This window comes from Caulobacter zeae, assembly GCF_002858925.1.
GTDB classification, from domain to species: domain Bacteria; phylum Pseudomonadota; class Alphaproteobacteria; order Caulobacterales; family Caulobacteraceae; genus Caulobacter; species Caulobacter zeae.
Map to the genome: position 1 here is coordinate 59,454 of NZ_PJRS01000020.1, position 13,187 is coordinate 72,640.

Here is a 13,187-nt window from a genome sequence, read left to right on the forward strand (position 1 = left end):
GGGCCCTAGCGCTTGGCGGCGGACAGGGTGGGGGCGGCCTGGTGGACGGCCACCCGCACGGCGTCGCCATCACCCAGGAAGCCTGCGCCCTGCACGACCACTTCTTCTCCGGCCGAGACGCCGGTGACGGCGGTGACGTCGCCGGTGCGGGCCACGATCGCCACCTTGCGGAACTGGGCCTTGCGGTTGCGGTCGACCATGAACACGCCGGGCTGGTTCTGGCGGTAGAGGAGCGAGGCGCTGGGCACCACGGGCGAGGCCTGGTCGCCGGCCTGGATCTGGGCGCGGGCGAACATGCCCGGCCGGAAGGCGCCCATCGCCGTCAGGGCGATGCGGGCGACGCCCAGGCGGGTCTGCGGGTCGACTTCCGAGGTGACGATGCGCACCGCGCCGTCGGCCTTGCCGACCTGCTCGGAGGTGATGACGGCGGGCATGCCGGCCTTCACGAGGCCAAGGTCGGTCTCGGGCAGTTCGGCGTCCAGCTCCATGCGGCCGTCTCGGACGATGCGGAAGAGTTCGCTGCCGGCGCTGACGATCTGGCCCTTGGTGACGCTGCGGCGGACGATCAGGCCCGAGACGGGCGCGCGGATCGAGGCTTGGGCCACGCGGGCGACGGTCTCGCCCCGAGCGGCTTCGGCGGCGGCGACCTGGGCGGCGGCGGTGGCCTGGCGGGCGGTGGCGGTGTCGAGCGAGGCCTGCGACAGGAAGCCCTTGGCCAGCAGCTCGCGCGAGCGCTTCAGCGAGGCCTCTGCCTCGGCGAGGGTGGCGCGGGCGCTGGTGACGGACGCTTCCTGCTGGCGCAGCTGGGCGCGCAGGAGGGTGTCGTTCAGCGCCACGAGCACCTGGCCCTGGCGGACGAACTGGCCTTCCTCGGCGTTGACGGCGGTGGCGGTCAGGCCGCCGGTCTCGGCGCCGACCGGCACTTCTTCCCAGGCCGAGATGGTGCCCGAGGCGTTGATCACGCGCGGCAGCGGCAGGACGGCGACCGGCGCGACGCTGACGGTCAGGGCGGCGACGGGCTTCTTGGCCTTGGCCTCGGCCTTCTTGTCCTTGCCACAGGCGGAAAGGCCGGCGGCCGCGACCGTCAGAACCAGGGCCAGCGCTGTGGTGCGCCCGATCGACCCCTTGAACCCGTAACCCACGACATGCCCCTTTTTCGTCAGATTCCCAGCAGGGACTTCTAGACGAGAAACGAAGTTCGACGAGTTAAATCGGGGTAAGGCGCGGAAGCGGGGGTCAGGCTTCCTTGCGGGTCGTCTGCGCGTCGCCGGCCGAGGCCGCGCGGATCAGTTCCAGCACGTCGACGATGATCGCCTGCATGGCGGTCTGGGCGGCAACGGCGTCGCGGGCGATGATCGCGTTGGCCACGTCCTCGTGCGAGGGGATCGAGGCGGTGCGGCCCTTGATGCGGTTGGTGAAGCGGATCGAGATCCGCAGCGCCGTGTTCACCAGCTCGTGCAGCTCGCTGTAGAACGGGTTCTTGGTCGCGTTGAGGATCGAGATGTGGAAGGCGATGTCCGAGGCGAGGGGATCGTCCTCGCCGTCGGCGGCCGCCTTCATCCGGGCCAGGCCCTTGCGGATGGCGTCCAGGCCTGCCTCGTCGGCGTTGCGGGCGGCCAGGGCCGCGGCGGCCGGCTCGATGCCCAGCCGCATCTCGGTGAAGTCCGACAGCAGCTTCAGCGAGAACTTGCGCTCCAGCAGCCAGCGCAGGACGTCGGGGTCGAGCAGGTTCCAGTTGGCTTCCGGCTCGACCACCGTGCCGTGGCGGGGACGGGCGCTGAGCAGGCCCTTGGCGGTGAGCATCTTCACCGCCTCGCGCGTCACCGTGCGGCTGGCCCCGAACTTCTTCGACAGTTCGCCTTCAGTGGGAAAACCCACCTCGGCGTACTCGCCGGTGACGATGGCCTGACCAAGCGATTCCACGAGGCCGTAGGTGAGGCTCAGTCCAGGCTGGGTGCGCATCGCCAAAGTCTTCTTTTCTATACGTTGGTCGCGAAACGAATCGCCCCTGTGTATCGTGGTTCGGGCAGACCCGGAACGGTCACGTCATACGCGAATACATCGCCTGCGTGCGGTTGTCTGACCAATTCGTCTTCCGACAGCTCGTCGCGGGCCGAAGTGACGTACAGCGTGCGAAGATCATCGCCGCCGAACGCCACGCAGGTCGGCTGGCTGGCCGGCACGTGCAGGGTCTCCAGCACGCGGCCGTCGGGCGCGTGGCGCACGACGGTTCCGGCGGCCCAGCGGGCGCTCCACAGGCAACCCTCTGAATCGACCGTGGCCCCGTCGGGGTAGCCCTCGGTCACCTCGGCGAAGACCCGGCGGTTGGAGAGGGTCCCGTCCTCGTCCAGGTCGAAGGCGAAGATGGTCTGCAGCGGGCTGTCGGAGAAATAGGCGGTCTTGCCGTCGGGGCTGAACGCCAGGCCATTGGCGATCTGCACGCCGCCGAAGTGGGGCGTGAAGTCACCGGCGTGGTCCAGGCGCCAGACGCTGGCTTCCGCGCGATGGCGGATGGCCTCGTCCTCGACCATGGTCCCGGCCCAGAAGCGCCCGGCGCGGTCGACACGGCCGTCGTTGAAGCGGCGGCCGTTGGCATGGGCTTCCACGCGGTGCAGCCACTCGACCTGGCCAGAGGCCAGATCGAACAGGCCAAGGCCCGTTTCGAAGGCGGCGATGACCCGGTTCGCCTCGTCGGGCAGAAGCGCGATCGAGCCGATGCGTTCGGGGGCGGCGAAGGTCTCGACCGCGCCGCTGGCGGGGTCGAAGGCGCGCAGGCGGCGGCTCTGGATGTCGGTCCACAGCAGGCGGCCGGCGTCCCACACCGGCCCCTCGCCGAGCACGTCGCCGGCCGCGATGATCGCGGCCGGCTGCTGGCTGGAAATCACCACCACGTGGCGTACAGCGCGATCAGGATGATGATCACGCCCAGGCCGGCGATGTTGAAGCCGGTAGTGGTCTTGTAGGAGACGCCCTCGAGGCTGACGACGTTGACGTCCTTCTTCTGCGGGGCGACCAGCGAGACGACCACGGCGGCGGCCAGGCTCAGCAGGAACACGACGCCGACGCGGTTCATGAACGGCATCGTGAAGATCGCCTGCTCCTGCAGCCACCAGAAGATGGCCGACAGCACGGCCGAACCGATGGCGGCCGTCAGGGCGCCGGCGGTCGTGGCCCGCTTCCAGAACATGCCCAGGATGAAGATCACGACGATCCCCGGCGTGAAGAAGCCGGTGAACTCCTGGATGAACTGGAAGGCCTGCTCGGCGCCGCCCAGCAGCGGCTTGGCGGTCAGGATGCCGATGATCACGGCCACGACTGCGGTGACGCGGCCGACCAGCACCAGGTGCTGTTCGCTGTTGCCCGGCTTGAGCTTGGCGTAGAGGTCGAGGGTGAAGATGGTGGCGATCGAGTTGATCTTGGCCGCCAGCGACGCGACGATCGCGGCCACCAGGGCGGCGAACACCAGGCCCAGCAGGCCGGGCGGCAGCAGCTTCATCATCTCCGGATAGGCCTGGTCGGGCTTGATGGTCCCGTCGACCAGCACCAGGGCGGCGATGCCCGGCAGCACCACGATGACCGGCATCAGGAGCTTGAGGTAGGCGGCCAGGGCGATGCCCTTCTGGGCTTCCGGCAGGTCCTTGGCGCCCAGGGCGCGCTGGATGATGTACTGGTTGAAGCCCCAGTAGCTGATGTTCATGATCCACAGGCCGCCGAACAGGACGGACAGGCCAGGCAGGTCCTTGTAGTGCGGGCTGGCCCGGTCGAGGATCATGTCGAAGTGGTCGGGGAACTGGGTGGTCAGGTGGTTGAAGCCGGCCACGACGCCGCCGGCGCCGCCGATCTTGTCCAGCGACAGCCAGGCGATGATCAGGCCGCCGGCCACCAGCAGGGCCACCTGCACGATGTCGGTCAGGGCCACGGCCTTGAGGCCGCCCCACAGCTGGTAGGCCAGGGCGAAGACGCCGATGGCCGCCAGGGCCCACATCTGGTCCATGCCGGTCACGGTGTGCACGGCGATCGAACCCAGCCACAGGATCGAGGTCAGGTTCACGAAGACGTACAGGCCAAGCCAGAACACGGCCATGATGGTCCGCACGCTGGGGCCGTACCGCTGCTCCAGGAACTGCGGCATCGTGACGATGCCGTTCTTGATGAAGATCGGCAGGAAGAACTTGCCGACGATCAGCAGGGTCAGGGCCGCCATCCATTCATAAGAGGCGATGGCCAGGCCGATGGCGTAGCCCGAGCCGCTCATGCCGATGATCTGTTCGGCCGAGATGTTGGCGGCGATCAGCGAGGCGCCGATCGCCCACCAGGGCAGGGCCTTCGACGCGAGGAAGTAGTCGGTCGAGTCCTTCTTGTGCCCGCCCTTGTCGCGGGAAACCCACTGCGCCAAGGCGAAGATCGCCACGGCATAGATCGCCAGGATGGCGAGGTCGATGGTTGCTAGTGTCACGTGGGCTTCCCCCCTTTAGGGCTGCTCTTTGTTATGACGGTAAGACGGCTCAGCCGGCGGTCTGCGCAGTCCAGGCCGCCACCAGGGCGCGGGCCCGCTCGCCGACCTCGGCGGCCGTGTAGCCGGGGCGGTAGAGCTCGCCGCCGACGCCGATGCCGGCCACGCCGATGTCGAGCCAGGGCTTGAGGTTGGCCGCGCCGACGCCGCCGACGGCGTAGATTTCGATGTCCTTGGGCAGCACGTCGCGCACGGCCTTCAGGTGGCCGGGGCCGAACGAGCCGGCCGGATAGAGCTTCAGGGCCTTGGCGCCGGCCTTCACGGCGACGAACGCCTCGGTCGGGGTGGAGAAGCCTGGCATGACGGTCAGGCCCAGCTCGACGGCGCGCGAGATCACGTCGGCGTCGATGTTGGGGGTGACGATCAGCTTGCCGCCGACCGCGGCCACGTCATCGACCGCCTGCGGGGTCAGGACGGTGCCGGCGCCGCACAGGGCCTTGTCGCCGAAGGCTTTGCAGAGCTTGCCGATGCTGACCAGCGGCTCGGGCGAGTTCAGCGGGATCTCGATATAGCCGATGCCGGCGTCGACGAGGGCGCCGGCGATTTCGACGATCTCGTCGGGCTTCACGCCACGCAGGATGGCGACGATGGGCGGGGCGTCAGGCAAGGACATGGGCATCACGCGTGATTGAGGAGGAAAGGGAAGACAGGCCGGCGAGCACGGCGGCGTCGCCGTCGATCTCGAAGCTGTCGCCGCCGGCGGCCTTGATGGCCTTGGCGTAGAGGGCGTTCAGGGCAGGGGCGCCGATCAGGGCGACCTTGCCCAGCTGGCCGAACCAGCCGGCCGCGCCGGCGGCGTCGGCGCCGATCAAGAGGCCCGACAGGAAGCCCATGGCGTCTGCCTTGGGCAGGCCGTCGATCAGCTGGCGGCTGCGGGTCTCGAACAGCAGGTGGGGCAGCAGGGCCGCGCCCTTGTCGGTGATCCGCGATAGGCCCAGGTCGAAGCCTTCGGGCGTTGCAGGGGCGTCGCCGGCGGCGGCCTTGGCCAGGATCGAGTGCTCGCGCAGCACCGCGAAGATCTCGCCGACCGGCGCGGTCAGGAAGCTGGCGATCGCGCCGTCCTCGACCACGACCCACTTGGTGTGGGTGCCGGGCATGGCCAGCAGGTGGCGGCCGACCTTGAGTTCCGGGTTCAGCGCCAGGGCGCCGAGGATCTGGGTTTCCTCGCCGCGCATCACGTCGGGACCGCCCAGAGGGTTGGTGCACGACAGGCCCGGCACGATCGAGACGGTCAGGCCCTGGGCCTCGACCTTGACCAGCCGCTCGCTGATCGCCGCCGCGTCGGCGGGGCAGGGGGCGTAGGGGGCTTCGACCCAGCCGTTGCGCGAGCCGACCATGCCGCACAGCAGGATCGTCTCGGGACCGGCTTCGCGCCAGTCGCCGACGAGGTCCAGGAAGATCTGCTCGGGCGAGGCGCTGAGCGAGCCGATGCCGGGGCCGTCGCGACGGTCCAGCACGCTCTTGCCCTGGCGCAGGTAGAGGCGCAGGCGCGAGGTGCCCCAGTCGCCGAAGATGGTGATCGAGGGATCGGACGCGACCATCAGCAGGCTCCCCCGACGCGAGCGCTTCCCATGTGAAGCCATGCGGAGTGGTCAGCCTGCGTCATGTTCATCCCTAAACGCGCGCCCGGCGAGAGGCTCCAGGCCGGGTCACAAGGCATTTATAATATAATAATGACCGGTGCAAACGACAGGGTGATCCAGCCTCCTGCAGATGTGGTCAGACCATTGTTTCACCTAGGAGTTTAGGGCTGGCAAGCCCCCGCCTGTGGCCGAAAGGGCGCGGCCATTAGTGGAAATGATAGCGCTATCAATTTTGTCTTGATGACCACAATTATATGACTATAGCTACCAATCAGATTGTGCGGGGCATTGGTCGCTCTGCACGTCACCGGCGCCAATTGAGAACGCCGGGGCGGATTCACTCACGGGGGAAGGAAACAGGCATGCGACGCCTTCATAACTCACATCGCTTCATGTTCGGCGCTTCGGCCCTGGCGCTTTGCGCCGTGGCTCCGTTGACAGCGCTGGCGCAGACCGCGCCGACGGCCGAGGAGACCCAGGTCGAAGAGGTCGTGGTCACCGGCCAGCGCGCCCAGATCCAGTCCGCGCAGAAGATCAAGCAGAACGCCGAAGTGATCGTCGACTCGATCACCGCGGTCGACATCGGCGCCCTGCCGGACCGCTCGGTCTCCGAAGCCCTGCAGCGCATCTCGGGCATCACCCTGCAACGCACCAACGAAGCGCGCGACCCGGCCCGGATGGCCGCGGAAGGCGGCGGCGTGGCCATTCGCGGCCTGTCGTGGGTGCGTTCGGAAACCAACGGCCGTGACATCTTCTCGGCCAAGAACGGCCGCGGCCTGAGCTTCGAAGACGTGTCGGCCGACCTGCTGGCCGGCGTCGACGTCTACAAGAACCCGTCGTCGGACATGATCGAAGGCGGCATCGGCGGCACCGTGAACCTGCGCACCCGCCTGCCGTTCGACCAGAAGGGCCACCTGCTGGCCTTCTCGGGCGACTACAACTACGGCGAGCTGCAAAAGAAGGGCTACTACTCGGGCAACGTGATCGCCAGCGACCGCTGGGACACCAAGTTCGGCGAGTTCGGCACCCTGATCGCCTACAGCTACGGCAGCGTCGGCAACCGCACCAACAGCATCTCGGTCGACCGCTACGACCCGATGACCGTCAACGGCAAGACCGTCTACGTGCCCAAGGCCATGGGCTGGCGTTCGGTCGACTGGGAACAGAAGCGCCAGTCGCTGGCCTTCGCCGCCCAATGGCGTCCGAACGACAAGTTCGAGTTCTCGCTGCAGGCCATGGGCTCCAAGGCTGACCCGAAGGACATCGAGCGCGCGGTTCTCGTGGAAAACACGATGAACCAGACCAACGCCAACGGCTACACCTACAACTCGGCCGGCGTGTTCACCGGCGGCACCGTTTATGACGCCCAGTACACCGCCGACACCCGCGCCGGCGAAGGCCACAAGAAGACGGGCGACATCGCCCTGAACGGCAAGTGGTTCGTCAACGACGCCTGGACCATCTCGGGCGACCTGCAATACGTGAAGTCGACCTCGAAGACCTCTAGCCTGACCGTCTTCACCCAGCTGCAGGACGTGGCCGGCGTCGACGGCGACCTGCCGGACGTCAATTGGAACCTGGGCACCAGCGTGCCGACGGTCACCACGCTCGGCGGCAACAACACCTACGTCAAGGACCAGTACTACTGGGGCGCGGCGATGGACCACATCGACGAGGGCGAGGCTTCCGAAAAGGCCGCCCGCCTCGACGTGACCTACGATTTCCCGGAAGACGGCTGGCTGAAGAGCTTCCGCTTCGGCGTCCGCGCCACCGACAAGGACTTCGAAACCCGCGAGTCCGGCTGGAACTGGAGCCTGCTGAGCGCCCAGTATTGGGGCGGCGGCACGCCGGTCTACCTGAATGACAGCCGTACCCCGAACCTGACCGAGCTCTACACCTTCAAGAACTTCTTCGGCGGCGACGTGCGCGTTCCCGGCGTGGCCTGGTTCCCGGTCGCCGGCGTCGTGACCAACGGCTCGCAGCACGCCTACGACCTGCTGAAGAATACCGAGACGGCCGGTTGGGGCTGGTCGCCGGTGACCTCGTTCCTGGACGCCAACGACAACACCCAGAACGAGAAGACCTACGCCGGCTACGGCCTGCTGCGCTTCGGTTCGGACAACCTGTTCGGCAACATGCCTCTGGACGGCAACATCGGCGTCCGCGTGGTCAAGACCGAGGCTTCGGCCGACGGCGGCAGCATCGTGCCCTCGTCGCCGACCTGCGATGAGATCACCAGCGCCACCTGCGCGGCCGCCAAGGCCTTCGCCGCCGGCGGCACCATCGTCACGGGCAGCACCAAGTCCGACTACACCGACGTCCTGCCGAGCCTGAACCTGCGCCTGCACGTCACGCCGCAGCTGCAAGTCCGCTTCGCCGCGTCGAAGGCCATCGTCCGCCCGACCCTGTCGCAACTTCAGCCCTACACGGCGCTGGGCTTCGACTTCACCACCTCGGGCACGACCACGGTCTACAACGGCGCCACCGGCACCGGCGGCAACCCGAACCTGCGCCCGATCAAGTCGGATCAGTTCGACCTCAGCGCCGAATGGTACTTCGCCCCCACGGGCAGCCTGACGTTCGCGGTCTTCCGCAAGAACATCAAGGACTACATCTTCACCGACACCGGCACCGAGCGTTACACCTCGAACGGCCAGACCTTCGACTTCGAGGTCATGCGCTACTACAACGGTGACAAGGGCACGGTTCAGGGCTTCGAGATCGGCTACCAGCAGTTCTACGACTTCCTGCCCGGCGCGCTGTCGGGCCTGGGCGTGCAGGCCAACTACACGTTCATCGACAACGAGGGTGGCCGCAACACCGCCGCCGATGTCGATGACGGCAACCAGACGGGCGCCGCCAACAACGCCGCCCTGCCGCTCGAAGGCATGTCGTCGCGCAGCTACAACGTGGCTGTGATGTACGAGAAGTACGGCATCTCGGCCCGCCTGGCCTACAACTGGCGCCAGCGCTATCTGCTGACCAGCTCGGCGGCCAACGTCAACGCCCCGGTCTGGTCGCGTGACTACGGCCAGCTGGACGGCTCGATCTTCTACAGCATCAACAAGCAGTACAAGATCGGCGTGCAGGCGACGAACATCCTCAAGGAACGCACCGTGCTCGAGGTCGGCAACCCCGACCGCGTCGCCCCCTACAACTGGGTGGAGACCGACCGTCGCGTCGCCGTGGCGTTGCGCGCCAGCTTCTAAGCTGATCTGACTTAGGAACGAGGGCCCTCCGACGATCCGGACCACATGCTGGTCGGGGCCGTCGGAGGGCTTTCGTGTTTTGGGGCGCGCCTTCGAACAGGCCCCAGGGGAGAGACGTGGTGGACCAGCGCATTCGCAAGGTCGTGGTCGTGGGCGGCGGCACCGCCGGCTGGATGGCGGCTGCGGCGTTCAGTCGGCTGCTGGTCGACGACGCGGTGTCGGTCGAGGTCGTCGAGTCCGAGGCGATCGGCACGGTCGGCGTCGGCGAGGCCACCATCCCGACCATCCGCAACTTCAACCAGACCCTGGGCCTGGACGAGGTCGAGTTCATCCGCGCTACCCAGGCCAGCTTCAAGCTGGGCATCGATTTTCGCGACTGGGGCCGCGTGGGCCATCGCTACTTCCACGGCTTCGGCGACTTCGGCACCGACCACGAGGCCGTCCAGGCCCACCAGCTGTGGCGGCGGCTGAGGGCTCTGGGCGATCCCAGCAGTCTCGAGGACTGGTCGCTGCCGACCGCGGCGGCGGCGCTGAACCGCTTCATCCCGCCCAGCCCCGATCCGCGCTCGCCGCTGCACGACTACGCCTACGCCTACCATTTCGACGCCGGGCTCTACGCGGCCTTCTTGCGTCGCTACGCCGAGGCGCGGGGCGTCATGCGCGCCGAGGGCAAGATCGTCGACGTCGCCTTGCGCGGCGAGGACGGCTTCGTCGAGGCGGTGGTGCTGGAGGACGGCCGCCGCGTCGAGGGCGACCTCTTCGTCGACTGCTCGGGTTTCCGGGCGCTGCTGATCGAAGGCGCGCTGAAGGCCGGTTTCGAGGACTGGTCGCGCTGGCTGCCCTGCGACCGAGCGCTCGCCGTGCCCTGCAAGCTGGGCGGCGACGGCCTGACGCCCTACACGCGCTCGACCGCCCGCGAGGCCGGCTGGCAGTGGCGCATCCCGCTGCAGCACCGGATCGGCAACGGCTATGTCTATTCCAGCGCCTTCGTCGACGACGAGCGCGCGGCCCGCACCCTGATGGAGAACCTGGACGGCCAGGCGCTGGACGATCCGCGCCAACTGCGCTTCCTGGCCGGGCGTCGCAGGAAGTTCTGGGACCGCAACGTGGTGGCCGTCGGCCTGTCCGGCGGGTTCCTGGAGCCGCTGGAGTCGACCTCGATCAGCCTGATCCAGAACGGCGTCGCGCGTCTGCTGGAGTTCTTCCCCGACCGCCGCTGCGACCCGCTGCTGGCCGACGAGTTCAACCGCGTCTCGGCCCAGGAATACGAGCGCATCCGCGACTTCATCATCCTGCACTACTGCATCAACCAGCGCGACGAGCCGATGTGGCGGCAGGTGCGCGAGGTCGAGCTGCCCGACAGCCTGCGGGCCAAGATCGCGCTCTACAAGGCGCGCGGCCACGTGGCGATCCACGAGGGCGACGGCTTTGGCCGGCCCAGCTGGATCGCCATCTACAACGGCCTTGGCGTCGTGCCCGAAGCCTACGATCCGCTGGCCGACCGGATCCCCGAGGCGGAACTGCGCAAGCTGATGGAGCATCGCCGGGCGCTGATCCGGCATACGGCCCAGTCGATGCCCACGCAGGACGCCTTCATCGCCCGTCACTGCGCGGCGGCGCCGATCGGCTGATCGGGGAGGGGGCGCCGACGCCATGCCCGGTGGCGGCCGTCTTTGCGGTCGGCATTGCCGCTCTGAACCGCCACGGCGCAAAAAAATGGGCTGATAACGCTATCAAAACCCTTGCGCATTCATTTGTATGATTATACATATCTGACCGTGGCGCCGGGGTCGTGAAAGCGACTGTTCGGCCGTGCGATCTTCTCGCGAAGTTCGCCAGCGCGCCGCGCGAACCACCTCCCCGGTCTCGCGCGAGTCTTTTCAACCGCGCATCGCCTCCTGCGGGCGATGCGCGGATTTTTTTGCCTTTTGTGCAATTGTTACAAAGATTTGCCGGGCGGGCGCGCCCGAAGCAGCGCCGTGAAAACCGGTTGCAATCGCGGCCGCCTCGGCTAATTGTCCTATTTATAAGAATGGTAGCGGTAACGAGTTGGCGGGGCTGAAAGTCTCTCGCGCGACCGCCGGATCGGGAGGAGGCGAGCGGCATGTCGATGCCATATGACAGCGCTTACTTTCCGCCGCGGGCGATCGATGCAGGCATAGGTTCAGGCCGGCTCGCCAGCATGGAGGTTCTCGCGTGACGTCTTCTTGGAAGCCCAAGTGGGGCCGGCAGGGCTTCGCCGCCCTGGGAGCGATCCTCAGCCTGACCGTCGCCACGCCGACCTTCGCGCAAGGCCAGCTGCCCAAGCTGGTGACCAAGGACGGCAAGCACGCCCTGCTGGTCGACGGCAAGCCGTTCCTGATGCTGGGCGTCCAGGCCAATAACGCGGCCAACTACGCCTCTCAGATGCCCAAGGTGTGGCCGGCCGTGAAGGCCCTGCACGCCAACACCCTGGAGATCCCGATCGCCTGGGAGCAGATCGAGCCGGTCGAGGGCAAGTTCGACTTTTCCTATCTCGACCTGCTGCTGAAGCAGGCGCGCGAGAACGACACCAAGCTGGTCATCCTGTGGTTCGCCACCTGGAAGAACAACGGCCCGCAATACGCTCCGGAGTGGGTCAAGCTCGACAACAAGCGCTTCCCGCGCCTGGTCAACGGCAAGGGCGAGGTCAAGAACTCGCTGTCGCCCCACTTCCGCGCGACGCTGGAGGCCGACAAGAAGGCCTTCGTCGAGCTGATGCGCTTCATCAAGGCCAATGATCCCGACCACACCGTGATCATGGTCCAGCCCGAGAACGAGGTCGGGGCCTACAGCGCCATCCGCGACTTCTCGCCGACCGCCCAGAAGATCTTCGACGGCCAGGTTCCCAAGGAGCTGGTCAAGGCGATGAACAAGAAGCCGGGGACCTGGAAAGAGGTGTTCGGCAAGGACGCCGACGAGTTCTTCTATGCCTGGTCGATCGGCCGCTATGTCGACGAGATCGCCGCCGCCGGCAAGCAGGTGCTGCCGCTGCCGATGTACGTCAACGCCGCCCTGCGCGACCCCTTCAATGACCAGGACCCGTTCACCTACTCGTCGGGCGGGCCGACCTGGAATGTGCTCGACGTCTGGAAGGCCGCCGCGCCGTCGATCGACGCCCTGGCGCCCGACATCTACATGCGCGAGAGCGAGAAGGTCCGGAAGACGCTGGAGCAATACGGCCGGCCCGACAACGCCCTGTTCGTGCCCGAGATCGGCAGCGACAAGGCCTATGCCCGCTACATCTACGACGTGCTGGGCCATCAGGGCATCGGCTTCGCGCCGTTCGGCCTCGATTTCACCGGCTATTCCAACTACCCGCTGGGCGCCAAGACGGTCGACGCCAAGACGCTTGAGAACTTCGCCGTCCACTACCGCCTGCTGTCGCCGATGGCCCGCGAGTGGGCCCGCCTGTCCTACGAGGGCAAGGTCTGGGGCGTGGGCGAGCAGGAGGGCGGCAAGCCCGAGACCATCGACCTGGGCGGCCGCTGGAACGTGCGCGTCACCTATGGCGAATGGCAGTTCGGCTCGATCGAGGCTCCCTGGATGGCCAAGGCCGAGAAGCAGCCCGACCGCGAGATCCCCGACGCCGGCGCCCTGATCGCCCAGCTGTCGCCCGACGAGTTCCTGATCACCGGCTACCGCGCTCGCCTGACCTTCGGCGCGGCCAAAAACGAGCGGTTCATGGTCTCGCGGGTCGAGGAAGGCCACTTCGACGAGGCGGGCCGGTGGGTGTTCGACCGCCTGTGGAACGGCGACCAGGTCGACTACGGCCTGAACCTGACCACCTTGCCGCAGATCCTGAAGGTGAAGCTGGCGACCTACTAGGTCGCCGCTTTCTCCAAGAACCAAGAACAACGACGA

General features: G+C 67.3%; 9 protein-coding genes. 3 read left to right on the forward strand and 6 right to left on the reverse strand.

Annotated features, from left to right (window positions below; genetic code table 11):
* Positions 1-5 precede the first annotated feature (5 nt).
* From SGCZBJ_RS11020 to SGCZBJ_RS11045, 6 genes are all read right to left on the reverse strand, one after another.
* On the reverse strand, positions 6-1,142 hold the full coding sequence (locus SGCZBJ_RS11020; protein WP_101718052.1) for an efflux RND transporter periplasmic adaptor subunit: 1,137 nt from the start codon (positions 1,140-1,142) through the stop codon (positions 6-8).
* Positions 1,143-1,236: 94 nt separating this feature from the next.
* Positions 1,237-1,962, reverse strand: a complete 726-nt coding sequence (locus SGCZBJ_RS11025) for a FadR/GntR family transcriptional regulator (protein WP_101718053.1) — start codon at positions 1,960-1,962, stop codon at positions 1,237-1,239.
* Between the two features lie 17 nt (positions 1,963-1,979).
* Positions 1,980-2,891 carry an SMP-30/gluconolactonase/LRE family protein gene (locus tag SGCZBJ_RS11030; RefSeq protein WP_101718054.1) on the reverse strand — a complete coding sequence of 304 codons (912 nt, stop codon included), beginning with the start codon at positions 2,889-2,891 and terminating at the stop codon, positions 1,980-1,982.
* Entirely contained in the window at positions 2,882-4,456 is a 1,575-nt protein-coding gene (locus SGCZBJ_RS11035; protein WP_101718055.1) for a sodium/sugar symporter, read from the reverse strand. Before SGCZBJ_RS11035 ends, SGCZBJ_RS11030 begins: the two co-directional genes overlap by 10 nt.
* A gap of 49 nt (positions 4,457-4,505) precedes the next feature.
* On the reverse strand, positions 4,506-5,126 hold the full coding sequence (locus SGCZBJ_RS11040; RefSeq protein WP_101718056.1) for a 2-dehydro-3-deoxy-6-phosphogalactonate aldolase: 621 nt from the start codon (positions 5,124-5,126) through the stop codon (positions 4,506-4,508).
* Positions 5,113-6,054, reverse strand: a complete 942-nt coding sequence (locus SGCZBJ_RS11045; protein ID WP_101718057.1) for a 2-dehydro-3-deoxygalactonokinase — start codon at positions 6,052-6,054, stop codon at positions 5,113-5,115. Before SGCZBJ_RS11045 ends, SGCZBJ_RS11040 begins: the two co-directional genes overlap by 14 nt.
* Positions 6,055-6,458: 404 nt before the next feature.
* On the opposite strand from SGCZBJ_RS11045, the gene SGCZBJ_RS11050 reads away from it, so the two are divergent.
* The 3 genes from SGCZBJ_RS11050 to SGCZBJ_RS25860 all read left to right on the forward strand — a co-directional run bounded on the left by SGCZBJ_RS11050 (position 6,459) and on the right by SGCZBJ_RS25860 (position 13,151).
* Positions 6,459-9,305: a TonB-dependent receptor gene (locus tag SGCZBJ_RS11050; RefSeq protein WP_101718058.1), complete on the forward strand. Its 2,847-nt coding sequence runs from the start codon at positions 6,459-6,461 to the stop codon at positions 9,303-9,305.
* A gap of 116 nt (positions 9,306-9,421) precedes the next feature.
* Positions 9,422-10,936 carry a tryptophan halogenase family protein gene (locus SGCZBJ_RS11055; RefSeq protein ID WP_101718059.1) on the forward strand — a complete coding sequence of 505 codons (1,515 nt, stop codon included), beginning with the start codon at positions 9,422-9,424 and terminating at the stop codon, positions 10,934-10,936.
* Between the two features lie 613 nt (positions 10,937-11,549).
* Positions 11,550-13,151 carry a DUF5597 domain-containing protein gene (locus SGCZBJ_RS25860; protein ID WP_420808158.1) on the forward strand — a complete coding sequence of 534 codons (1,602 nt, stop codon included), beginning with the start codon at positions 11,550-11,552 and terminating at the stop codon, positions 13,149-13,151.
* Positions 13,152-13,187 lie beyond the last annotated feature (36 nt).

Bases quoted from the DNA above. Each gene is read 5' to 3' on its own strand.
- SGCZBJ_RS11025 (WP_101718053.1), bottom strand. From the start codon at position 1,962: ATGCGCACCCAGCCTGGACTGAGCCTCACCTACGGCCTCGTGGAATCG.
- SGCZBJ_RS11040 (WP_101718056.1), bottom strand. From the start codon at position 5,126: ATGTCCTTGCCTGACGCCCCGCCCATCGTCGCCATCCTGCGTGGCGTG.
- SGCZBJ_RS11045 (WP_101718057.1), bottom strand. From the start codon at position 6,054: ATGGTCGCGTCCGATCCCTCGATCACCATCTTCGGCGACTGGGGCACC.
- SGCZBJ_RS11050 (WP_101718058.1), top strand. From the start codon at position 6,459: ATGCGACGCCTTCATAACTCACATCGCTTCATGTTCGGCGCTTCGGCC.